Here is a 24,347-nt window from a genome sequence, read left to right on the forward strand (position 1 = left end):
GAGAGGAAAAATTATGCTCCGTCATACTTCAATTGTACAAAATGTTTCTATCATTTCTATGGGGGTTGCAGCTGTCTTCCAGGCCGGGGATGCTAATCAAATAGAATTAAAAAATAGAGCGCTTATCGTTCATCGAGAAATCCCTTGTTATATAAAAGGTGAAGGTCGTTTTAATGCGTTTGAAATCTTTACAGATGAACACATTACAATTCCAAAGCGAACAACAGATGTAAAAATGAATATTGTAAATGAGTGCCCTTTCATTGAAGTAAATGATGTTCACTTGCGAACAATTTTAAATTCCGCGTGCTTCCAAATTGGCAATGTTGACTATGTTTTTAATAATTCTCGTACGCTACAAATCCGCCAATTTATTACTGATGAACCTTCCTCTAAATAATTCATATAGTAATTAAAAAGCTTAGTAAAGTAGGTGGATGGTATGCCCTCGGTTGTAGGAAATCTCGTCGTTCAAAACAGTAACGGTTCTTTCAACTTAGGAGATTTTTATAACGTGTCTCCGAAAGAAAATACGAAAGCTTATAACGGGTCTGGAGCTTCCAATGTCGGATTTGTCGTCAACACTTTTAACGGCGTTAGTGCAACAAATACATTCGATTCGGACGTTGCAGACCAAGATCAAATTGGAACAGCGTAAAAAAGAAACAGCTTTAGCTCTATTTTGTGTAGAGCTAGGGCTGTTTCTTCTATTTTTAGCATCTTACATATTTACGTTTGAATCCGAGTCTTCCTCTATCAAGTTCTTTATGAATACTTTCGTAAGCATTTAGAAAGCTGCTTTTCTTGTTGTCCCGTTTTAGCTCCACTATGCCTACTTCCTTTGCCGTTTCAACTGCCTTTTCATGTAGCGGCACATATGAAATCCCCACGGTGTTTAGAAAATTATTCATAGCGGATTTCGTACGTTCTGGCGCATCGTGAATTGTATTTTTCACAACTTCTAGCATATTGGCAATCTTACTTTCGGAAAATTCATGGTCTTTTCGATTCCCTAAAAGCCAGCAGTAGCAACTCCAACCCGCTGACATTCTTAGTTCGTCACCACTTGCAATCCATTTATCAGCCACGTCTTGTGCAAACTCTGACTCTGATAAAGTTACTGCCACCACATAATCGGATAGCATATAAAAGTACGCCCCATCCATCCAACGATCAAAATCCGATTCGTTCATAGTTTTTGGATCTGCAATAATGCCTGCAAAGTACATCGCATCATAGTTACCTGTAGCATAAAGCTCTTCAGCTAAACTTTGATTGATTTTTATTTTCTTCGCAATTGGTTTCATAGCACCTGTTGCTACACCAAAAAGTGGCTCCTTTGCACCATTGGATATGTATATTTTTTTAGTCCGCTCCTTGCCGAGAGTTTCAAGCTCTTGCATTACTGTTTCGAAATCCATAGTATTGCACTTCCTTTCTTACTATTATAATCAATTCACTTATATTCTTTATCAAGTTCTCTACACTTCATAAATTCATCTGTTAAAGCGTTTTGTCCATCGATTTAAGATTTTCAAAATGAGATTTCGTTATATGAGTTTAGTTTTTCTTTATTTAAATGATAATCCCTTATCTGCTAAAGCCGCTCTCAATTTAGGTAAAGATGCTGGCCCTATACCGTGCAGTTTCAAAATTTCTTTTTCACTATACTTTGAAAGTTCTGCTTCAGTCGTTATTCCATGGTGCTCTAACGCTCGCCTTGCTGGTGCTGAAAGCAGAGAAAGAAAGCCTTCTTTTGGCTTTCTCTCTTTCTCACAGGTTGGGCAAGTTGGACAATCGCTACTTTTGTAGTACTCGTGTCCTTGATCACAGGTTCTTAACGTCGCCATAATCCATAACCCCTCTCTAAGCTCTATTCCTCAATATTTACAACATGATTCCCATCAAAGAAGTATAAACACTTCTCTTTCACAGGATGTTTTAAGCTTTTCTCTAGTGCTTTTGCATATAGTGAAAGCTGTACTTTGTATCGGTCTTCTAAAGTTGGTTTCGCTTGATCAAATCCGCCTGGAAACTTTCCTTCAATCGTATCTGTTTTAAAGTCGATTAAAGTAATTCCGTTTTCCTCTTCGATCATACAGTCGATAACCCCTTGGACAAGTATTGATTCGCCTTTCTTCCCTTGCCAATCTTGATACGCTTCTTCTGCTGAAAGCATCATCGTAAATGGTACTTCGCGCTCAACACTTTTTGCTGCTAATACCCTTTTACCTAAGTCACTGTCAAAGAATGAAATTACCTTTTCAATCGCTATTTCTTCAGCTTGTTCAAATGTTAATAGTTCTTTATTTACCATTCTTGCAATTTGTTCTTGAAGAACTTCAATCGTAATTGGTTTCTTCAAATCTACATGCTGCATAACGGCATGGACTGCTGTCCCTCGCTCTGCGTACGTTAATCCTTTTTTCTCCATAAAGCGCGGACGTGTTTTAATTGGTGCACGAAGTTTTTTAATAAAGGCATTATCGCTACCTTCTTCAGATTGATAATTTCTCTTTATTTCTGTAACAGATTGTTTCGCACGGTGCGATGTTGCGTCCTCATGCCCGTATTCCCACATTAATCTATCGTACACTTCTTCTTTCCGTTCACTTTCTAATGGAACAGCCTTTTTCTCACGAAGCGCTTCTAACAATTCTTGTTTCTCTTCTTGAACTGGTTCTGGTGCAAGCAAATCTTTTCCGTCAACAACTTCTACTTTCCAGCTAGTGTCATACTCATAAATGTCGACTGGAATATTTCCTTGTCCTAATTCAAGAAGCATTTCACTATCACGATGTCTATATAATGAAGGTGCAATCCAGTCTAAATAGCAAGACGCTCCGGCACGTATATGGTCTGGTAATAACCATTCACCATGCTCTCTTGCATCGAGCCATTTTTCCATTTCCTTATTTGCATCTTTAACTGTTCCGATTAAAATTAACTTCTCTTTTGCACGCGTTAACGCTACGTATAGTACGCGCATTTCTTCCGCAATTAATTCCATCTTCATTTTACGCTTAATCGCTAGTTGCGATAATGTCGTATATTTAATTCGTTTACGAGGATCGATAAATTGTGAACCGAAACCGAAATCTTTATGAAGTAAAAAACGCTTCATTAAATCTTGTGTATTAAAACGGCGACCAAGTCCAGCTACAAATACGACTGGGAACTCTAGCCCTTTACTTTTATGAATCGTCATAATGCGAACAACGTCTTCTTGTTCACCGAGAGCTCTCGCCGTTCCCATATCATCTCCGCGTTCTAAAATACGCTCAATAAAACGTAAGAAGCGGAATAATCCTCTAAACGATGTTGCTTCATATTGTCTTGCGCGGTCATATAGTACGCGTAAGTTTGCCTGCCTTTGCTTTCCGGCTGGTAAACCGCCGACAAAGTCGTAATAGCCTGTCTCACCGTACACTTTCCAAATTAAATCGGAAAGGGATTGTTGTCGCGCAAATTCACGCCACCCTTGCAGTAAGTTATAAAACCACTCTAATTTATCATGCAGTTCTTGTTCTTCTTCAAGCGGTGCTCCTTTTAAGAATGAACTCATCACTTCATAAAATGAACCTTTCTTTCCATGAGCACGAAGCGTTGCAAGTTCTTCGTCGTTTAGTCCAACGATCGGTGAACGAAGTACAGCTGCAAGCGGAATATCTTGCATCGGATTATCAATAACACGGAATACGTTCATCATAATATTTACTTCTGTCGCTTCAAAGTAACCAGTCGCAAGGTCAGCATATACCGGAATTCCTTGTAATTTTAACTCTTCCATAATTTGCGGCGCCCACGGCATGGAGCGAAGTAAAATAACGAAATCACGGTATTGTACTTGGCGCATACTATCAGTTTTACGATCATACACTTCATAACCTGAATCGACCATCGCTTTAATACGCTGCGCCATAAGACGAGCTTCAAGCTGCGCTTTTTCTACTTCGGCACCTTCTTCTCCGTCTTGCACTTCTTCTTCTGTTTGCTGAATACATAATAGCTCTGCCGCTACATCTTCACCTTCTGGATAGCTAGCACCTAGCTTTAATTCAGCGTCAGCATCATAATCAATTTCTCCGACTTCTTCGCCCATAATTTGTTTGAAGATAAAGTTCGTACCAGCCAGTACTTCATGACGGCTACGGAAGTTTTTCGCTAAGTCAATCTTCATTCCGCCGCCCGATCCTTCTTGTGTGAATCGTTTGTATTTCCCTAAAAACAGTCCTGGTTCTGCTAGTCGGAAACGATAAATTGACTGTTTCACGTCACCTACCATGAACAAGTTACCTTCACTCTCAGAATCTTTCGTTACGAATTTAATAATTGATTCCTGTACGAAGTTCGTATCTTGATATTCGTCGACTAGTACTTCAGCAAATTTATTACGATATTGAAGTGCTACTGCTGATGGCTTCATTTCACCGTCTTCACTTTGCTCACTTAAAATTTGCAAACAGAAATGCTCTAAATCTGTGAAATCGACCATTCCTTTATCTCGCTTAATCGCTTGGAAACGCTCTGTAAATACTTTTACAAGCTTCACGAGTTTTTCTAATACAGGATGCATATCTTGAAAATCTCGTAAGAAACTTTCAGGTCTGCGGCTAAATAGCTCTTCTTGTAATTTCTTCACTTCATCTTTCGCTTTATTACGAAGAGAATCTACTTGTTTTACAACATCTTCGTTGTAATCACTTTTCTTAATACGCTTTAGCGTTTGCCACGATACGTTTTGCATCGCTTCATACACACTTGTCCACGACTCACAAGCAGCCGATGACAACGTTCCAAGTAAAACTGCATCTGCTTGCAGGGTTTCAACGCGGGGCGCCGGACCGTCAGGAAGCATTGCGAGTTCAGTCGCTTTACGAATATGCTCTTCCGCTGTTTCCAGCTGGAATTTCACATCTTCTAATAAGTAAGAAGCGTACACTAAATCTTCAATCGTCTTTCCTTCAACATCGTATGCTTCTACTAATTTATCAAGCCATTTTTCCGGGTTTGGATGTGCTCTTGATTCTGTATGAAGCGCTAAAATCATTCGTTGTAAGTCATCGTCACTACGGTCACTCGTATAACGATCAACTAATTCAAAGAAAATACTATTATCTTCGATTCCATACTCTTCTTCTAATATGTCATCTAGCACTTCTTCTTTTAACAATTCATTTTCTGTTTGGTTCGCAATACGGAAACGAGGATCGACATCAAGCATGTAGTAGTATCCTCTAATCACTTGTAAACAAAATGAATGAATGGTAGAAATGGAAGCTTTATTTAATAAGCTAAGCTGCTTTCTTATATGCTGCGATCCTGGTCCATCAATTAATACTTTTTCTAACGCTTCCCCAATTCTGTTTTTCATCTCTTGCGCTGCTGCATTCGTAAATGTTACAACGAGCAGGCGGTCGACATCGACTGGATTTTCCTCACTTATAATCTTTTTAATAATCCGTTCAACTAATACTGCTGTTTTCCCTGATCCAGCTGCTGCTGCGACTAAAATATCACGTCCGTTCGCTACAACTGCTTTCCACTGGTCATCTGTCCATTGACTACCTTCTGGTTTTTTAGGCCAATTTTCTATCATTCTCCGCCAACCTCCTCTCTAATTTTCTCCATTGCTTCGCTATCTTTCATATCTTTTAACGTACGGAATTGATTATCTTCAAGTGATTCATCAAACTGACAAACAGATTTAAAGTTACAGAACGTACAAGCCGCTTTATTCCCCTTTTTGTAAGGAGCAATATCGATAACACCTTCTGTGATGTCTTTTCCGATATTTTCAAACGAGTGGTGTACATATTTTTGAAGTACGTTAAATTCTTGTTCACTTGCAATGCTAGAACGCGCACTAAAACTACCATCTTTTTTCAGACCAGCAGAAATAATATCAGAGCTTCCTGTTGAAAGTTTATTATCCATTAAACGAACAACGTCAGCATCTCCTAGTACGAGCCCTTTCATTTTAAATTTCTTTAAAATTTCTTTCTCAATTTCTTCTTCAGATGCATCGCCTTTCATCTCAACAATCGGGTTATGAATATGGAAATACAATACACCCGCCGGTGATGCAGTGCCACCCTTTTTCATCCACGTATGTGCATTTGAAGTAACAACATCTAAATACGTTAACATTTGAAGCGCGAGTCCGTAATACACTTCTGTTAAATCTAACGCTTTCGAACTTGATTTATAGTCAATAATACGAAGGAACGTACCACTCTCATCTTCCGCCTTATCAACACGGTCAATACGGCCCACTACTTCCATCTTCACACCATTTGGCAACGCAAATTCCATTGGCGGAAGCGATCCAGTCCCGCCCATACCGAACGGTACCTCTAAATCAACTGGTACAAAACCACTAGACTTCGCATGTTCACGAAGAATAAGTGATGTACGGAAAATGATTTGTTGTAGTTTTTGTTTTAAATAGAAATGACGGTTTGAACTTAATAAAATTTGTCTTTGTAATAATGGTGCAATTTCTTCTATTACTAAAGTAGAAAGATGCTCACACTCTTTTATTGATAAATCTGCCCAAGTACGGTTTTCACGTAATAGCCTGTCTGCAATTCTTTTCAGCGCTGCATGGAATAGTTCACCGATATCTGGCGCATCAAGTTTGAAAATATCACGCTCTCTTAGCGATAAACCGTGCTGCGCGAAATGAGCGTACGCACAACGGTTAAATAATTCCATACGAGAAACGCTTCCCTTAATTGTATCTCCATATAAATCCCTACTTACAGCTGTACTTAATTTCTGTGCACGATTTCGGTAGAATAAACTTGATAACACACGGCTACTTTTTTGCTTCCATTCATCGGAAGTAACGTAGAAGTTATATACATCCCACCAAAAGTCTAAATTACCTTCAAATCCGTATCGCTTCCATGTTTGCAGCTGCTGCATGACATAAGACAATGTCACTTCTGGCGTTGCTACGTATGAAATTTGTTCCGAACGTGATAAGTCATTTACGTCATTTGTAATAAATGATTCTTTCACATCAGGGAACATTCTTTTTATTTTCTTAATAAAGCTAGACGCAAGTAACGTCTTCCCTTCCTCATCTGCAAGCGGACAAGAAATGTATAACTTCTCAGATGCTCTCGTCACCATTTGATACATAACGAACTGTTCTTCTAATAAAGTTTGTCTTGTCGTTGGTGCTAATTCGATACCTGCAGCGGTGAGAACATTTCTTTCCTCATCAGAAAGCATACCTTCATCCATAGGCGCTGCTGGAATCACACCTTCGTTTACTCCAATAATGAACGTCGCTTTAATATCTGATAATCTAGAATGATCAATATTAGCAACTAACACTTGATCTAGTGACGGCGGAATGTTCGCAAATTGAAGTGCCTCAAGACCTGTCGACATAACCTCCGTGAACATAGATAGTGACATCTTCTCTTCGCCAAGCATCTCAACGAACGTATCAAGAAGATTCATCACTTCTTCCCATACTTGTTCATGGTCTGTCGCAAATAAGAAATCTCCATTTTCTTCTGCACGAACACGTAATTCTTCTAGTTTTTTCGGAACGTCAAGCTCCTCTAAAAATAAATATACCGCTTCGCACATTTGCATAACTGTTCCAGCACGCTTCAGTCTTTTTTGCATACGAATAACTGGCGTTCTTACAACGTCGCGAAGTCGATTTATTTTCTCTTCCATTTCACGCTCACTGTCTGTTATCATTTCGCTCGCATCATCAAGAGAACGATAACGACGATACATCCACGGATCTTCAGAAGTCCATCTCTTCCCTTGTACACCATACGCTAAACAGTAGTTTTCAAACTCATCCATCTCTTCGCGCATCGCTTCTTTTCTTACGTCTAATGGATATAAAAGCTCTGTTTTCACGCAGCGGAACACTGCATCATAACGCCAATTCCCACTAATAATTTCTAATGCAGAACGAATGCATTCTACTAACGGATGATGTGACATTGGGCGTTTTTCATCGATGAAATGCGGGATATTATAATCCGTAAATAACGTTCGCATTACGTCGTAATAACTTTCTCCATTACGAAGAAGGACTGCGATATCTCGGTAACGATAGTCTTCATCCGCCACAAGTCTTCTAATTTCACGAGCTACACCTTCTACTTCAGCTCGTAAATTAGCTGCTGTACTGATTGTCACACTCGCTTCACCATGAAATTTTTCATTTGGACGTGCTTCGTAGTGCGTTTCTAAATGTGCTAATGCTTGCGAATGAAAACGCGGCTGTTCCATCAGCGGAATTGTTTTTTCAATTTCTATTTTCTCTTCACGCGCTACTTGTTTTATTCGTTCATACGTTAACGTCGTTTCATAAAATAAATCTAGTTCATTCACTGGCTGCGCTAACGTTTTTTCATCTATCGTTAATGTTATTGTTACTCTAGTTCCTAATTTCATTAACCCTCTAACAATTTCTAGCTCTTGAGGGGAAAACGAATGGAATCCATCTATATAAATTTCCGCGCCTTTTACATACTCAGAGTCTGAAAGCTTCTCAATTAATAATTGTAAGTAGTCTTCTGAATCTAAATATTTTCCGATTAAAGCACGTTCGAAATCATCATATAATAACTGTAAATCATACACTTTATTCGCTAGCAGCTTTTGCTCTGCACTACTACTATGCGCATCTAATTGTTGCCACATTTCATATACGTTAGATGGCGTCACATTATAACGTTTAAACTCCGCAATCATACTACCAAGATGTTCAAAGAAACCGTTTTGCTCCGCTGCTTTTTGAAACACCGATAATCCATCTTTACGAGATTCTACAATTTTACGAAGTAACATATGTACACCGGCTTCATCAATATGAAGACGACTCGCTCCGCCAACTTCTTGCAGCACCTTCCACGCTAACCGTGAAAAACTAAAAACTTGTGCCCGAATAGAACCTCTAACATCCTCACTACCAATTAACGCCTGCTGCGTTTGGAATGTCATCTGTTCTGGCACAAGATATAATATTGTTTTCCCTCTTGGGCGCTGCTTTAACTCTTCTTGCACTTCGTGTAAACAAAGTGTACTTTTTCCACTTCCAGCTCTACCAATCACAAATCGAAGTGACATGTAACCCCACCTTTCACTTACATAACGAACGTTAGTTTGCTACCATAATTGTATTATAGGACACGAAAAAAGACAAACATGTATAATGACGATACCCCATCTCAAAACATAAAAATACAACCGCTAAAGTATTTAATTACATAGAAAAAGCTGCTCATATAAGCAGCTTTTTCTATGTAATATTTCTTACTCCACTTTAGACAATATCTTTTGTTGAAAAGCTCTTTCTTCCTCATCTTTATATCCACTTGATACAACTTCTTGAATATCGTCATGGTTAAATAAATAAGTAAAATCAGGACTAATATAGCCCTCTGGGTAAAAACATCCCATATAGTCAAATTTTTTCACTTTATCTGTTTCTACTTGTTGTTTACGCCCATAAATCATGAGTTTCTTGGTTCCTTCTTTTAAGATTACGATAGAGCCTATAGGTAGAAGATGTGAATTCATTTCCTTCTCCTTTCCTTTCTTGTAAGATTAGATTTTTGTTGAACCTGTTTCATTTTTGAATGCCCTGTAATGATAAGATGTTTTTTAAAATCAAAATAAAAATACACATGGACACTCGCAAACAAGAAAATAACCGAGAAAAATGACAGTAAGATAATTAGCAAAATCGCTAGAGAATCTTGACTTAAAATTCCTATACTAATTTGACCAACAATGTAGCCTACTCCTGAAAAAACACCGACTTTTGAAAATTTCACCTTCTGATCATTTATACCCATTAAACGAGCTGTAAAATATTTAATCCACAATTGTCCGGATTTATAAACAACCAAACAGTATACTATAAATGATAGAATAAAAAATAAAGGTGATTCCAATCCTATTAACTCGTAAGCTATTTTTTGAACACCTATAAAACTACAAAATGAAATGCTAGTTCCAACAAATCCAGAATATAGTAAATGTTGTAATTGAGGCTGCTTAGGTTTGTTAATAAAAATCCAAATTCCCCACAAGTTACATACTATAAAAAATGGAAGCGCCAAGTAAAAATACACATTATATATTGGTGGAAATACAAAAATTATAATCAATAACAAAAAATTCATAATAAACCATACAAAGGCTCCGACAATATTTCTTATATCAAATGGTAGTAATATTCGTATGCCATCATCTATATTTTTAAAGTTATATTTATCCATTATGCACCTCATAGAAAATTAAAAGATTTCATCTAAAGCAGAGCCTATTCCAGATTTAATCCGGTCTTTTATAGAGTCTTTTTCACCATCATTATTCCAGTCCCCTTTATCGAACTTAATTCCATCCGTTATTATGCTAGATACTACAGAAGCGGTAAAACCTACACCAGCCCCAATCACAGTTCCAATGGGTCCTCCAATTGCTGTACCGACTGCAGCACCCGCCCAAGTACTAGCAGCAGTAGAACCTACTCCAACCGCTACATCACCAACAATGTCTCCTACAATTTTACTACTGCTTGCATTACTTTCCAAATTTTCTTTCGTATCTTTAAAGACATCTAAACCGGTACTTATATATCCTAATGCGTTATTTTTTAACGATAATGATTCTTTTAATAATGCACCTGGTTTTAACGCATAACGTTTTACTTCATCAATTGTTTTAGCTTCCTCTAATGGTAGCTTTGTTCTTCTAATAACGTTATTACCATCTTTTCCTTTAATAAGTGTACGATTTTCAAATCGCACCATAGGTTTTCCTTGATTATTTGTATATGGTGTCGCGCGAAAACCCTGGTTATGCCTTTGAGCAATTTGGTATGCCTCTTGACCATCTTTAAAGGTTCCAAATGCGGTTAATCCGGCTCCCATGGGGTTTTCTTTCCATTCATCAATGCCTCCCCCAAAAGGACTTAATAAGTCAACACTATCTATTTTCCAATCTCCTAATGAAACTTCTTGTTGATCAGTTTTCTCAAAACGATCAGCAATGCTTCTTAATGATTTGCTATGAGTTTTTAAATCATTCGTTACGCCCTCTAACATTGAACCTGCATATAAAGCCTGATTCAATACAGCATCCCTTCCAGATACTTGAAAGGGTAAATCCATTAATTGCTGACTCAAACGTTTATGTGTTTCAAATACTTCATGAGCTGCACGCTCTATATTAGAAGCTAACCCCCTTAAAAGGGCAGGAGTAACTTTAATTTCTTTACTCATTTTGATTCACCACCTATTGATTTAAGGTACAGAATCATTTTTTGATTTCTTCGATAATTGCAAAAATATCTAGACAAATAACATTCGTTTGCTTCTCTCCCCTGTCTAATATTTTTTGGATAAGCCAATATTGGTTTTGACTATACATATACTGAATACTATCGGTATACCATGCATCCTTTATATAATAATGAGTTTTAATTGTATTTAACTCTTCACGGTCACATATAATATTCACTAATTCTTTAACATCATCATCCGAATAATATCCGAATAATTCCGATAAATCCTTTTCTGATTGATTTAAAAAATCTTTTTCATATACGGCGCAAGGAAGTTTAAATGTATAATTCGAATGTGGAAAAGTATTTTTAGACTGCAACGCTTGATATATAAATTGCCATGCTACCTCAGGTATTCCACACTCTCTAAATATACATTGTTTTTCACCGTTAACATCTGTTATTCTGTTATGTATAACTTTTTTATCAGTAAAATAAAAGACGTTTTTTTCTTTAATGTCGTTTTTGTTTATCTGTACTTCAATAACAAAACCTGTAGTTAGACAAATACTAAAATATTCTACAAGTTGTTGTTCACAAAATACTTCGTCTTCTTTTATTATGAGTAATTCTTTTTCCCTCCAGTGGTCATACATTATATCTAATTCTTTATCTATTTCTTCGTCTAACCAATTTTCAAATGGATTCTCAATTCCAATCATTGTTTCATGATCAAATATACCCGTTAATACATATACTTCTTTGCTCGATAACGTAAGGGGCTCAATATTCAAACATCCCCACTCCCTAGCTTAATATACGGTCCCTAAAAATTATAATACAATAAAAAAATAATTGTATCTAGTAATCATTAATTCATAAAAAGTATCTTACTCGCTAATTACAAATTACGATTTTATTGAAATTCATTCCAAAGTAAGTCTACCTTATAGTAAAAAGGTTAACCAACAAATAGTAGAAACGTTCAAAGAAGTACAGATTAAACATGAAAATTTTAGAAGTTATCATTACCAATTATATAACGATATAAAATTTTTTTATCCTTGGTCACGATACCAGCTAAACATTCTCATTAGCAATAGATTGAAAAAATATAAAGTAAAAAAAGACAAACATAATTGTTTGCCTTTTACTATACTTCTACCTATTATATCAACCTTTTGAAAAATTCGTTTGCACCTCTCGAATCGGCCAATATCGTAAATCAACTTTACCGACAACTGTATCAGCTTTCACAAAACCGAAGTGCCTACTATCCCAGCTACCGAGGCGGTTGTCGCCAACTACAAAAATAGAACCAGGTGGTACAAACTTTTCTTTCGTTAATTCTTCTAATTTAAAATCACCTGTTAATTGCCTTCCATTTATCTCTTTCTTATACGCCTCTAAATAAGGTTCCTCCACGAATTGTCCGTTTATATATAGTTTATCATGCTTATATTCGATATGATCCCCAGGTAAACCGATAATTCGCTTTACATAGTCCTCTTTTTTATTCGCATGAAAAACGACGACATCAAATCGATTCAAGTCCCCTACTTGATAACTCACCTTATTCACAACGAGCATATTGCCATCTTGCAATGTCGGCATCATTGACTTCCCCTCTACAACGTACGTTGAAAAGAAAAACGTTCGAAAAAATATAGCTAATAGTACACCAATTAAAATTGTTCTTATCCACTCTAGCCCTTCTTTTTTCAAAGTTTTCTTCATTCGCTTCTCCCCTCGCCCTTTAATGATGAAGCTTGTATTTATAAAGTGAAACTTAATCGGTGGGGGTTTTGTTCATCCCCCACCGATTATTAGTTGAACCAATCGGGCATTTACGGGCAGTTTGATCTCCCACCTAACTTCTTTACTTCAGTCGAATTTTTTGGTGGGAGTTTTACTGCCCGTTAATGCGGGACAAAGAAGACTTTTCCTAATGTAGTTCTAACTTTACTTCAATTTTTTTACCTACATACCATAAAATAAAAATAACAACGCCCACAATAACTGATTTCAACGGCTTATGAATAAACGACATTAAATCATGACCGATATACGTTAAAATAAAGATCATAACAAGCTTTCCGAATGCTAATGCTAGTCCAAACTGTTTTACGCTAACGCGAGACAAACCAGCTACAACGTTTATAAGCGCAGATGGTGTGAACGGAAAACAAAATATAACAAAGATTGGCGCGAATCCTTTTCTTTCAATCCATCCCATCGCTTTTCGCACTCTCTCATGCTTATTTACAAAAGAAAAGAAACGACTTCTTCCAAAGCTACGAATGATGAAAAATACAAGCATTGCACCAATTACCGATCCAAGCCACGAATAAAGAAAACCGAACCAAAAACCAAATGCAACAGCATTCGCCAGTACAAACACAATGAGAGGCAATGCTGGAATAAGCGCCTCTATCATCGGTAAACCAATCCCAAGAAGCGGCCCGAATGCTTTATAACTTTCAACAATGTGATCCATATTTTTTGGTGAAAAATATTCTTTGATTGTCTGAAAATCCATTCTACACTTTACCCCTTTACTCTAATTACTACCCCTACTGTATCATTGCTTATATGAAAGAGGAAATGGTAGATATGTCATATGGAGATGTAATTATTAAGTTTCCATATCTTCCTCTAGAATTCCTTCATTATTATGCTATGATAATCTTTCAATATTCGACAAGACATGAGAATAGTTTAGACACCACGCACAGATTATAACTTAACGGTTACACATTATAAAAAAGAAGAAACTACAGAAGGTGTCAATCTGTAGTGTCAAAAAAATCCGCTTACTACCTGTATGGAAATGAGTAATGACAAATAATTGTTGTACCTTCAAACAATTATCCTTTTCTAATGACTAGTTCTTACAAGAAACCTTTTTAGTAAGCGCATACTATCAATCACGATAAGTATTAATAAATATAAGAAAGATAGTATTAATACTGTACTCGGAATAGGTAACATTCGAAATTTGTATAAAAACTTATCAATCGTATATATATCTTGCTCATCAGTTATCGTGCTAGGAGTGAATATAAGGTAATCCTTCCAATTATCTATCCAAGTTAAACTAACCGCGGAAAATTGCATTATTCCAAACCACAAGTAAATAAAAATTGGTATAAGAATCATATATTGCAAACTATGTAATATCTTTCTTTTCTTCTTACATTCAATAATTTGAAAGACAATAAGTGTCAGTACGTACACAATCGATAGCAGAAATACTATGGTGACAACTGGCTGAATTGAAAAAGCAAATAGCAATTTATCAATTTCACTAATTTGACTATATTCTGTTGCATTTTGAGGCGTAAAAATAAAATGTTGTTTATCAGCACCTATCATTAACTGACTACCAACGAAACCAGTAAACATAAAGGTAAGAAATAATATAGGCAAAACAAGGATATATTGCGCCCAAAATAACATAGTCCTTTTCAACATACCATCTCCTTCTTTATACAATAAGGTAAGAAATATCATGTATACCGCAAATGTTAAATGATGCATATTAACATCGCGATAAATATATATAGTAAAATTACCCTTATATTGTAATTTTACACTCCTTTAAGCTATTAAAGAACAAAAAATCCGTAAATTTTTCTCGTTTTATTTATGAACCTTACAGCGTAACGATATATATAATGAAATCAAAAAAAGGATGAGTCCCCCCATCCTTTTCCTCTCAAACTTCGCCTTCCCTTACAAAATACACTTTCTCATAGGCTGGCGTTAATTTAGATTCATCCCTTTTATCAATCTCTTTAAAACAAGGACTTCCTTGTTTTTTCTTACGGTCTTCATACTCTGTCCTTAATTTTGCTGTACGATTTTGCTGATTTTCAAAGCTGCTTTTGGATATTTCTAATTTCACAGCGAAACCATTTATAAATCTAATAATAAGATTTCCATCTTTTAATTCTTTATTATTTTCAATATGAAAATGAGACAACCACGCACACTCTTTTCGAGAATAAGAATACGTAGGGAAAAAATAAAGTTGATCTGTCGGGCTAATTGCGATAGGAGCTTTATGTGTAATACGAGTTAACTCCTTCGTCCCTTCTTTTCTTCCAAAAAAACTAGAACCATGTTTCCGGCAACTTCTCTCTATAATATCGAGAGGTTTTTGAAACACGAAAAAAGAATCCTCCATTTCAACAATTCGCGTAACCACTTGCTTTTCTCCTAGAACAACAGGAAGTAAGGCCATCGTTTTTTTACTTACAACATAATTTTCGACATAACGTTCTACTTTACTTTCCATATTCTACTATCTCCCTTTTCTATTTATAGTAGCAGCTGCATATATAATTTTAGCACCTATGAAAAGGAAATGCTTTACAGATTTCCCTTTTTTACAATACTTTATCATTTATCAAATATTTATTAAATTTAAAAGTAACTATATAATAATAAAATAATTCAAACCTGTACAAAAAATATTTATACTATCTATAAATATTTATAATCGCTTCCTCTTTTCACATCATTACAACAATTAACTTTGCTATAATTAAAATATAAATCAAATATACGGAGGTCTCTCATGGAAGAAAAGCAAGATCATCCAACAATTCAAATGAAAAACAGTAGCATTGTTATCGTAAAAAATTCAGCGAGTATTATATTCGGTTTATTTTTTATTTTACTGTTCTTCGCGAAGCCTTTTCGTAAATCTAAATGTCCAGAATGCAAGAAACGCGCAAAGAAAAAAGTTGGAAAAGAAGAGTAAAAGGCCTTCCTTTTTTGGAAAGTCTTTTACTCTTCTTCATCTTCAAAAAAACCGACTATTTTTTCTTCTTCATATTCATACTTTCTTCCGAGATTTTCTGTATCTCTTTCAATTTGTAATGTGATTATATATCGTTCTTCATCTAAAACATGAGAATGAGATTTTTTCAGATCAATTAACGTCACTTTATCATTTTCATAAGTTTTCGCGTACGCCTTTATCTCTTCAATTGTATTTTTTAAGTCCTCTTCATTACCTCTACGAACATCGAGTATTACTTCATTTATATACTTTTCCATCATATATATATCCGCCTTCTTCCCCAATATAATCGTTATGTTTGTATATTTCAACAACAAAAAAAAGGATGGCATAAGCCATCCTTTTTTCTATAATAAACTATAAAATTATAGTTTGATTACGTTTTTAGCTTGAGGTCCACGGTTGCCTTCTTCGATTTCGAAGCTAACTTTTTGACCTTCTTCTAAAGATTTGAAACCTTCAGTTTCGATTGCAGAGAAATGTACGAATACATCGTTTTCGCCTGGAACTTCGATGAAACCGAAGCCTTTTTCGTTGTTAAACCATTTTACTTGTCCTGTAACTGTCATAATTATTTCCTCCTAAGAAAATACATTTTATTATTTAGTCTTCATGTATAAAAAAAGAATCCACACATTATCAAATACGAAACATAAACTAGTTCTCACATACTTTTTCTCGTTCGTTTTCGGCACTTGATAATATATGGATTGCTTAATTTAATTATTCAACTGGTATTATCATAGCATACTTAAAATAGAATGTACAATCCTTTTTAAAAATAAAATTTCTAAATTTTATTATTTCTTATAAAATATAACCACACCTATTCTAATAAAGGAGGATTACATGGTAGAAATAATCCCTGAAAAAACATTAAAGAAAATTGAAAAAGATATTGAAAATAACAACCTCGGAAAAGCAAGAGATAGAGTACACGGATTAATCGCTACTTATCCGAATGAGTTAGAACTTAGAAAAAAACTCGGTGATATTTACTTTACATTACAATACCCCGAAATGGCTGGACGATATTGGTATCTTGAAAAAGAAAAAACAGATGTTATGCACGCGGCATGTCGACAGTTTGAAAAATCGATGGGAAATGATCCTTATCATATTGTACGTGCTTTAAAATTCAAAGGAGATCATGACATTATTACAGGACTACATACGGAACATCCATTACAGAAAAAAGTGGTAGAAAAACTCATTGATGATGATGATGATGAAGAAACATGGAAAGACAAGCTATTGGTATGGGGCTGTCTAGCATTATTCGCATTCCTTCTTTTTACTGCTACTATTGGTATATTCACTATAGTGAATTGGATATTATAAATAAAAGTAGGTGCCTATTATAGACACCTACTTTTATCTTTATTTCGTAAACTGTTCTTCTTCCGTAGATCCTTTTAGTGCAGTCGTTGATGAAGTACCGCCTGTAATAACTTGTGCTACTTCATCAAAATATCCTGTTCCTACTTCGCGTTGATGGCGCGTTGCAGAGTAACCATCTTTTTCTGCTGCGAACTCTGCTTGCTGTAATTCAGAGTACGCTGCCATGCCGCGCTCTTTATAACCACGCGCTAATTCAAACATGCCGTAATTTAATGAATGGAATCCAGCAAGCGTTACGAACTGGAATTTATAACCGTATGATGCAATTTCTTTTTGGAAGCTTGCAATCGTTTTTTCATCTAACTTTTGTTTCCAGTTAAATGAAGGGGAGCAGTTGTAAGCGAGTAGCTTCCCTGGATATTTCTTATGAATTGCGTCCGCAAAGCGTTTTGCATCTTCTAAATTTGGCTCCGACGTTTCACACCAAACGAGATCTGCATACGGCGCATACGCTAAACCACGTGCAATTGCTTGATCAAGACCTGCTTTCGTACGATAAAACCCTTCTGGTGTTCTTTCACCTGTAATAAACTCTTGATCAACCGGATCGATATCACTCGTAATTAAATCTGCAGCATCTGCATCTGTTCTTGCGACGATAATTGTTGGTACACCCATTACATCCGCAGCAAGACGTGCCGAAATTAAATTACGCACCGCTGTTTGCGTCGGTAATAATACTTTTCCGCCTAAATGCCCGCATTTTTTCTCTGAAGATAATTGGTCTTCAAAGTGTACGCCAGATGCACCAGCTTCAATCATCCCTTTCATTAGTTCAAATACGTTTAATTGTCCACCAAACCCCGCTTCAGCATCCGCCACAATTGGTACAAAATAATCCGTATCACCATTTCCTTCCATATGCTGAATTTGATCAGCACGTTGAAGCGTTTGGTTAATTCGCTTTACAACAGCTGGTACGCTGTTCGCTGGGTATAAGCTTTGATCAGGATACATATGTCCAGAAAGATTCGCATCTGCCGCTACTTGCCAACCACTTAAATAAATTGCTTTTAATCCAGCCTTCACTTGTTGCATCGCTTGGTTTCCTGTTAATGCGCCAAGTGCATTAATATAATCTTCTGTATGAAGTGATTTCCAAAGCTTCTCTGCACCGTAGCGCGCTAACGTATGTTCAATATCAATCGATCCGCGCAGACGAATTACATCTTCAGCTGAATATGGACGTGTGATCCCTTTCCAGCGTGTATCTAACTCCCAGCTTTCTTGCAATGTATCAATTCTTTCGTTTTTCATATGTTCCATCCCCTTTTCTTGTTTTTTATAAAATTTCATAACCCGGTAATGTTAAAAACGGCATGAACTCGTTATTGCGAACAAGGTTTGTAAACAGTTTTGTAGCTTCTGCAAATCTCCCTTTCTTAAACGCTTCCTTACCAATCTCTCTTTCTATTTTTGCTAGCTCTTCTTCTTTCAATTCTTCCATCAATTTAAAAGTGATATCACGGCCATCACTTAACTTTCCACCCTCATGACGAATCCACTGCCATACTTGTGCTCTTGATATTTCCGCTGTTGCTGCATCTTCCATTAAGTTATAAATTGGAGCTGCTCCCCGCCCGCTTAACCAAGATGCAATATATTGAATACCAACGTTAATATTCGTGCGAAGACCACTTTCTGTAATCGTTCCCATCGGTACTTCTAATAAATCCTTTTCTGTTACACGTATTTCTTCACGCTTTCTAAAAATTTGATTTGGCGTTTTCATTATGTGATTAAATACTTCCATTGCAACCGGTACAAGTCCCGGGTGGGCAACCCAAGTCCCGTCATGTCCATCTAAAGCTTCGCGCTCCTTATCAGCACGCACTTTTTCAAAAGCTGCTTCATTCGCTTCTGGATTGTTTTTAATCGGAATTTGTGCTGCCATTCCTCCAATAGCTGGTGCATTACGGCGGTGGCACGTTTGAATAACTTTCAAAGAATACGCGCGCATAAACGGTGCTGTCATCGTGACTTGCGCTCTATCTGGGAGTAAAAATTCATTATGATTTCGGAAACTCTTTAAGAAACTAAATATATAATCCCATCGCCCGCAGTTTAAACCAGCAGAATGATCTCTTAGTTCATACAAAATTTCATCCATTTCAAATGAAGCGTGAATCGTTTCTATTAACACAGTCGCTTTAATCGTTCCGTTCGGAATACCGATATACTTTTGAGCAAATACGAAAACGTCATTCCATAATCTTGCCTCTAAGTAACTTTCCATTTTCGGTAAGTAAAAGTATGGACCACTTCCTTTTGCTAAAAGCGTCTTCGCATTATGGAAAAAGTACAATCCAAAATCCACCAAACTGCCAGACATGTTCTTGCCGTCAACTTGCATATGCTTTTCTTCTAAATGCCACCCTCTCGGACGCACAATTAAGACAGCTGTTTTACTATTTAAACGATATTCTTTTCCGTTCTCATTTTTATGTGAGATCGTTCCCCTAGTAGCATCTCGTAAGTTAATTTGACCTTCAACAGCATTTCTCCAAGTTGGTGCATTCGAATCTTCAAAGTCTGCCATAAAAAGATGTGCTCCTGAATTTAAAGCGTTAATGACCATCTTTCTATCTACCGGTCCAGTAATCTCCACACGGCGATCCTCTAAATCTTTCGGAAGCTCAGCGATTGTCCAATCCCCTTCACGTATATGCTTTGTTTCTTCTAAGAACGTAGGAAACTCCCCTGCATCAATTCTTTTTTGTTTCTCCACACGCTTTTGTAAAAGTTCTGTGCGGCGTTCATTGAAATTTCCATGTAGTTCCTTTAAAAAGCTAAGCGCCTCAGGTGTCAATATTTCGTTGTACGCTGGTAACATTTCTCCAGGCAATGTAACCCGTGAAGTTTGCGTCGACATATTAGCATCCCCTTTTTAAACTGTTTTATAACAGATTTGATTTTATGTTTTATATTATATAACAAATCTTCAGAAAAGGAAGTTTTTTTTGGAAATTTAATGATTTTTTTACAAAACTGTGTTTATCCATTATGATTTCAACAAAAAAAGAGTCAGTGTTATATAACACTGACTCTTTTTTATTATTTATTCAAAAATTGTCTTAAATAAGAACTGCGCATATTGTTCACGTGTTACTTTCATGTTTGGAGCAAAGTTTCCAGTTCCATCTCCTACAGAAATACCATTTGAACCTACTGCATTAATCGCATTGTATGCCCAATGTCCTTTCGGTACATCTTTAAATCCTTGTGTTCCTTTTACCTCTAACTCATATGCTACTGTAAGCACTTGAGCCATTTCTGCACGTGTTAGTGTATCTTTCGGTCTAAAGTTTCCAGTTCCATCACCGTTAAAGATACCTACCTCTGTTAATACTAAAATTTCTTCTATGAACATTGTTGATTTTTCATTAATATCTTTGTATGGATTCTCAAGGATATCGCCTTCCTCGAATACTTCACTGAAATCGATAGTACGATAAATCAAAGCAGCTACTTGTTCACGAGTTATGTTATGTCCAAAACCGAACACGCCATTTCCATAACCAAGCATAATTTCTTCTTCTGCTAAAGTTTGAATTGCTTCGTAAGACCAATGTCCTGCTGGTACATCTTTAAAGATAGCCTGACTTGCTTGTTGTGGCTTAGACTTAGCAGCTACTTCAGCATTCGCTGTAGCGCCTTCAGCACTAAATGCAACTCCACCCATAATTGTTAAAGCTGTTGCTACTTTTAAAATCTTTTTCTTCACTGTATTCTCTCCCTAAAAAAAACATATTTTTTTCTAATATAAAGAATTAACGGAAAAGTAACAATACACTTATCCATATAAGTTTTGTCTAATTTGTGAACTGTATTTTATATACTTATCTTTATACTTAGTGAACAATGAAGTTACTAAACCATACTTTTTAAACATAAAAAGTAACTAAGATTATCCTATTTTTTCCATTCTATACTATTCACCCCACTGTTAACATCAGAATAAATATACAAATAAACAATTTAAAATAAGAAAAAAGCGCGTTATCTTCGCGCTTTCTTTCAAAAAATATACTATATCAATATAATTTATTGTTATTCATTTTTTAAATGAAAGTTAATAATAGCTTTATATAAAAATGTTGCATATTGCTCACGTGTTACAATTTTATTCGGTTCAAACTTTCCATTTCCTGTTCCTACTATGACATTATTAGATTGCAAGGCACTAATTGCATTTTTCGCCCAGTAATTATTTGGTACATCTTTAAATGTATGCTGTTGCTTCACTTCAAAGGAATATGCCTGTGTAAGAACTTGCGCTACTTCTGCACGTGTTATTGTTTCTCTGGGTCTAAAGTTCCCCTTCTCATCACCTTTAAAAATACCGCGTTCTGTTAATGCTAAAATTTCATTTGGAAACATTGTTGATCTTTCAGAAATATCATTATACGGATTTTTTAACGGTCCTTCATGTTTTATATTAAGTGCGCGATATAGTACTGCCGCCACTTGTTCACGTGTTACGTTATCACCTACACCAAACTTTCCATTTCCATAACCTAGCATAATTTTATTATATGCCGCATCTAGAATATAATCATATGCCCAATGGTTTACTGGGACATCGTCAAATACAATCATTTCAGGATATTCTTCTGCTTTTATGTTAGGAACATTTGCACTTACCAATAATCCACCCATAATAGTCGCTGCCGCCATTACACGGAACATTTTTTTCTTCATTGTCCTCGCTCCTTCATTTCCACTTTATTAAAAGTGGAACATAATAGACTAAATTCTTTCCCCATATTACATATGCTGTATTTGCAAGCCCTATGTAATATATTGCATTTTTAATATCTATTATTTTGAAGATTACTAGGAGAGCCAATTCGCTCTCAATTCCAATTGGTATTCTGAATTGCATGCAAATCATTTGAAGATATATTCTCATCTTTTCGCTCTAGTTTCTCTGTTTGATTTTCAAAAAGGATAAACAAAAGCTTTTGCAAAGATGTTATATATAAAATATTCTACTATCTACTAATCAAGTCCTTCACTTATAAAAATTTCACTTTCTAGACAAAAAAAGCGCAAATATCATATTTGCGCTTTTTCCAGCTTCATTGATTAATCGTTTAAATAGAATCTAAAAATTGCATTATGTAAAAACTTTACCTTTCAGACAAAAAGCACAAGTATAATCTACTTGTACTTTTTTTATACTCTTATTTATTCCCATTTCCCTGGTGAATTATCAATTGATCGCTGTAAAAACTTCGCAAATTGCCCACGTGTAACGAGCATTTCAGGCTCGAACTTGCCATCTCCCGTTCCTACCGCAACTTTATTAGACTGCAATGCGCTAATTGCATCTCTTGCCCAATGGTTTTCTGGTATATCTGTAAATGTATGTGGACGCTTCGCTTTTAACTCATATGCTTTCGTTAAAATTTGTGCTAATTCTGCACGAGTCAGTGTATCTTTCGGACGGAAATTTCCATTTTCGTCCCCTTTAAAAATACCGTTATTTGTTAAATGAAGAATTTCATAAGGAAACATTGTTGATTTCCCACTAATATCTCCATATGGATTTTCATTAAACACACTTCGCTTTAAATGAAGTGCACGATGTAGCACTGCCGCTGCCTGTTCACGTGTTATATTATCTTCTACACCAAACTTACCATTTCCATATCCATACATAATTCGATGATATACTAAATTCGTAATTTCATCATATGCCCAATGACCTGTTGTTACATCATCAAACTCTATCATAATATCAGGACCAGATTTTTGGATAACATCTGTATTTGCAGATACACCATTTGCACTTACAAATATTCCCGCCATTAACGTTAATGATGTAGCTACTTTTAATAACTTCTTCATTTTAGTCATCCACCTTTTTTCTTTATTCACCTCTTTTTCGATTATATTGAACACTCTAAATATTTACAATATTATTCAATTATTGGAATAAATCATGCTTCTGAGCATACTTGTACTCTTTCATCTCGCGGCTTCCGAAAAGTAAATGCCATTCCTACAAATATAAGGATAATCCCCACTACTTGCATACTAGTCGGTCTAAATCCGGTAAAGACTGTATCTAATAGTATTGCAACCGCAGGATCTAAAAACACTAATACCGAAATTAATCTCGTCGATAAATCTCTTAAACTGTCAAAAAATAAGTAATATACAAATCCCGTATGTATAAGTCCTGTCGCTGTGATCATCATCCAGTTCATCTCTGTTAATCCTTGAAACTTCCCGAAGTCTACGAATGGTAGCAATAAAAATATACCTAAAAACGTTTGTAAAAATGTCATCGCATATGCACTTGTATGCTTAATTCCTTTTCCGAGCAACGTTGTAAATGCATAAAATAAAGCTGCAAGAAGCGCCCACACCATTCCAGACGACATAAGTTTCTCAAGCGACATACTTCCATCTACCCCAGCTACTAAAACTGTACCGATGAAACATATGGCAATGGACAGAACCGCAAATGCTGTTAACCTCTCTTTAAATACAATACTACCAATTATTAATACGATGATCGGTGCAAGATGATACACAGAAATCGCAATTGTAATCGACATGACTTCAAACGCTTTAAATAAAAATACCCAGTTAAAAACGAGAAATACACCACAAGCTAATATTTGTATGGTCTCTTTTTTGTTCCATTTCTCACTTTTGTATTGCCCTGTTACGAACCAACATAATGCTAAAAATAAAGTCGCACAAATACAACGAACGAATACTAATTCAAAAGACGGTAAACCTGTCTGAACAGAAAAAAATCCAATCGATCCGAAAATAGACATCGAAAGAATCATTTTTATAGCCGGCATTGATTTTGAATGAAACAAAATATTAACCTCCTAAACA

24 protein-coding genes are annotated in these 24,347 nt (G+C 35.9%); 4 read left to right on the top strand and 20 right to left on the bottom strand.

Annotation, left to right across the window (positions count from 1 at the left end; translation table 11 throughout):
* Nucleotides 1–13: 13 nt before the first annotated feature.
* Nucleotides 14–400: a spore germination protein GerPE gene (locus tag BAU23_RS20785; protein ID WP_000944043.1), complete on the top strand. Its 387-nt coding sequence runs from the start codon at nt 14–16 to the stop codon at nt 398–400.
* Nucleotides 401–442: 42 nt separating this feature from the next.
* Nucleotides 443–658 (top strand): spore germination protein GerPF, encoded by a 216-nt coding sequence (gene gerPF / locus BAU23_RS20790; protein WP_001141566.1) that lies wholly within the window; start codon nt 443–445, stop codon nt 656–658.
* Nucleotides 659–713: 55 nt separating this feature from the next.
* Here the strand turns inward: gerPF and BAU23_RS20795 are convergent, their stop codons facing one another.
* From BAU23_RS20795 to BAU23_RS20855, 12 genes are all read right to left on the bottom strand, one after another.
* On the bottom strand, nt 714–1,421 hold the full coding sequence (locus tag BAU23_RS20795) for a DNA alkylation repair protein (RefSeq protein ID WP_000345251.1): 708 nt from the start codon (nt 1,419–1,421) through the stop codon (nt 714–716).
* A gap of 150 nt (nt 1,422–1,571) precedes the next feature.
* Entirely contained in the window at nt 1,572–1,850 is a 279-nt protein-coding gene (locus tag BAU23_RS20800; RefSeq protein ID WP_000224031.1) for an RNA polymerase alpha subunit C-terminal domain-containing protein, read from the bottom strand.
* 23 nt (nt 1,851–1,873) lie between these two features.
* Nucleotides 1,874–5,599, bottom strand: coding sequence for a helicase-exonuclease AddAB subunit AddA (addA, locus tag BAU23_RS20805; protein ID WP_000572311.1), 3,726 nt, complete (start codon nt 5,597–5,599; stop codon nt 1,874–1,876).
* Nucleotides 5,596–9,111 (bottom strand): helicase-exonuclease AddAB subunit AddB, encoded by a 3,516-nt coding sequence (addB, locus tag BAU23_RS20810; RefSeq protein ID WP_000058576.1) that lies wholly within the window; start codon nt 9,109–9,111, stop codon nt 5,596–5,598. The genes addA and addB overlap by 4 nt, the downstream gene beginning before the upstream one ends.
* A gap of 186 nt (nt 9,112–9,297) precedes the next feature.
* Nucleotides 9,298–9,564, bottom strand: a complete 267-nt coding sequence (locus BAU23_RS20815; RefSeq protein WP_001084249.1) for a DUF4176 domain-containing protein — start codon at nt 9,562–9,564, stop codon at nt 9,298–9,300.
* The gene (locus BAU23_RS20820; RefSeq protein ID WP_000362190.1) at nt 9,561–10,268 is read right to left on the bottom strand and encodes a hypothetical protein; all 708 of its coding nucleotides are present in this window, start codon (nt 10,266–10,268) and stop codon (nt 9,561–9,563) included. The genes BAU23_RS20815 and BAU23_RS20820 overlap by 4 nt, the downstream gene beginning before the upstream one ends.
* Nucleotides 10,269–10,286: 18 nt before the next feature.
* Nucleotides 10,287–11,273 (bottom strand): WXG100 family type VII secretion target, encoded by a 987-nt coding sequence (locus tag BAU23_RS20825; RefSeq protein ID WP_000031594.1) that lies wholly within the window; start codon nt 11,271–11,273, stop codon nt 10,287–10,289.
* A 34-nt stretch (nt 11,274–11,307) separates the two neighbouring features.
* Complete coding sequence (locus BAU23_RS20830; RefSeq protein ID WP_242626725.1) at nt 11,308–12,069, bottom strand: hypothetical protein; 762 nt, start codon at nt 12,067–12,069, stop codon at nt 11,308–11,310.
* Between the two features lie 379 nt (nt 12,070–12,448).
* Complete coding sequence (gene lepB / locus BAU23_RS20835) at nt 12,449–13,012, bottom strand: signal peptidase I (RefSeq protein WP_000751912.1); 564 nt, start codon at nt 13,010–13,012, stop codon at nt 12,449–12,451.
* Nucleotides 13,013–13,220: 208 nt separating this feature from the next.
* The gene (locus tag BAU23_RS20840) at nt 13,221–13,814 is read right to left on the bottom strand and encodes a TVP38/TMEM64 family protein (protein ID WP_071735095.1); all 594 of its coding nucleotides are present in this window, start codon (nt 13,812–13,814) and stop codon (nt 13,221–13,223) included.
* Nucleotides 13,815–14,152: 338 nt separating this feature from the next.
* Nucleotides 14,153–14,749: a DUF4306 domain-containing protein gene (locus BAU23_RS20850; protein WP_044741136.1), complete on the bottom strand. Its 597-nt coding sequence runs from the start codon at nt 14,747–14,749 to the stop codon at nt 14,153–14,155.
* 244 nt (nt 14,750–14,993) lie between these two features.
* Nucleotides 14,994–15,575 carry a competence protein ComK gene (locus BAU23_RS20855; RefSeq protein ID WP_000444433.1) on the bottom strand — a complete coding sequence of 194 codons (582 nt, stop codon included), beginning with the start codon at nt 15,573–15,575 and terminating at the stop codon, nt 14,994–14,996.
* A gap of 282 nt (nt 15,576–15,857) precedes the next feature.
* Between BAU23_RS20855 and BAU23_RS20860 the strand changes: the two genes are divergently transcribed.
* A complete protein-coding gene (locus BAU23_RS20860) occupies nt 15,858–16,043 on the top strand; it encodes a hypothetical protein (protein WP_000391586.1) in 186 nt (61 codons plus the stop codon).
* A 26-nt stretch (nt 16,044–16,069) separates the two neighbouring features.
* Here the strand turns inward: BAU23_RS20860 and BAU23_RS20865 are convergent, their stop codons facing one another.
* A complete protein-coding gene (locus tag BAU23_RS20865; protein ID WP_000970280.1) occupies nt 16,070–16,345 on the bottom strand; it encodes a hypothetical protein in 276 nt (91 codons plus the stop codon).
* A 105-nt stretch (nt 16,346–16,450) separates the two neighbouring features.
* Nucleotides 16,451–16,654 (bottom strand): RNA chaperone/antiterminator CspA, encoded by a 204-nt coding sequence (cspA, locus tag BAU23_RS20870; protein WP_000218989.1) that lies wholly within the window; start codon nt 16,652–16,654, stop codon nt 16,451–16,453.
* A 280-nt stretch (nt 16,655–16,934) separates the two neighbouring features.
* Between cspA and BAU23_RS20875 the strand changes: the two genes are divergently transcribed.
* Nucleotides 16,935–17,426, top strand: coding sequence for a DUF6584 family protein (locus tag BAU23_RS20875; protein ID WP_071735097.1), 492 nt, complete (start codon nt 16,935–16,937; stop codon nt 17,424–17,426).
* A 39-nt stretch (nt 17,427–17,465) separates the two neighbouring features.
* Here the strand turns inward: BAU23_RS20875 and aceA are convergent, their stop codons facing one another.
* The 6 genes from aceA to BAU23_RS20910 all read right to left on the bottom strand — a co-directional run bounded on the left by aceA (nt 17,466) and on the right by BAU23_RS20910 (nt 24,328).
* Entirely contained in the window at nt 17,466–18,743 is a 1,278-nt protein-coding gene (gene aceA / locus BAU23_RS20880) for an isocitrate lyase (RefSeq protein ID WP_000787339.1), read from the bottom strand.
* Nucleotides 18,744–18,768: 25 nt separating this feature from the next.
* Complete coding sequence (gene aceB / locus BAU23_RS20885) at nt 18,769–20,358, bottom strand: malate synthase A (protein ID WP_000107312.1); 1,590 nt, start codon at nt 20,356–20,358, stop codon at nt 18,769–18,771.
* Nucleotides 20,359–20,544: 186 nt separating this feature from the next.
* Nucleotides 20,545–21,210 (bottom strand): S-layer homology domain-containing protein, encoded by a 666-nt coding sequence (locus BAU23_RS20890; protein ID WP_071735098.1) that lies wholly within the window; start codon nt 21,208–21,210, stop codon nt 20,545–20,547.
* A gap of 326 nt (nt 21,211–21,536) precedes the next feature.
* On the bottom strand, nt 21,537–22,187 hold the full coding sequence (locus BAU23_RS20895) for an S-layer homology domain-containing protein (RefSeq protein ID WP_071735099.1): 651 nt from the start codon (nt 22,185–22,187) through the stop codon (nt 21,537–21,539).
* Between the two features lie 489 nt (nt 22,188–22,676).
* Nucleotides 22,677–23,348, bottom strand: a complete 672-nt coding sequence (locus tag BAU23_RS20905; RefSeq protein ID WP_071735100.1) for an S-layer homology domain-containing protein — start codon at nt 23,346–23,348, stop codon at nt 22,677–22,679.
* An 83-nt stretch (nt 23,349–23,431) separates the two neighbouring features.
* The gene (locus BAU23_RS20910) at nt 23,432–24,328 is read right to left on the bottom strand and encodes a DMT family transporter (protein ID WP_000469101.1); all 897 of its coding nucleotides are present in this window, start codon (nt 24,326–24,328) and stop codon (nt 23,432–23,434) included.
* Nucleotides 24,329–24,347 lie beyond the last annotated feature (19 nt).

The sequence above is a fragment of the Bacillus nitratireducens genome, assembly GCF_001884135.1.
In the GTDB taxonomy this organism is placed as follows: domain Bacteria; phylum Bacillota; class Bacilli; order Bacillales; family Bacillaceae_G; genus Bacillus_A; species Bacillus_A nitratireducens.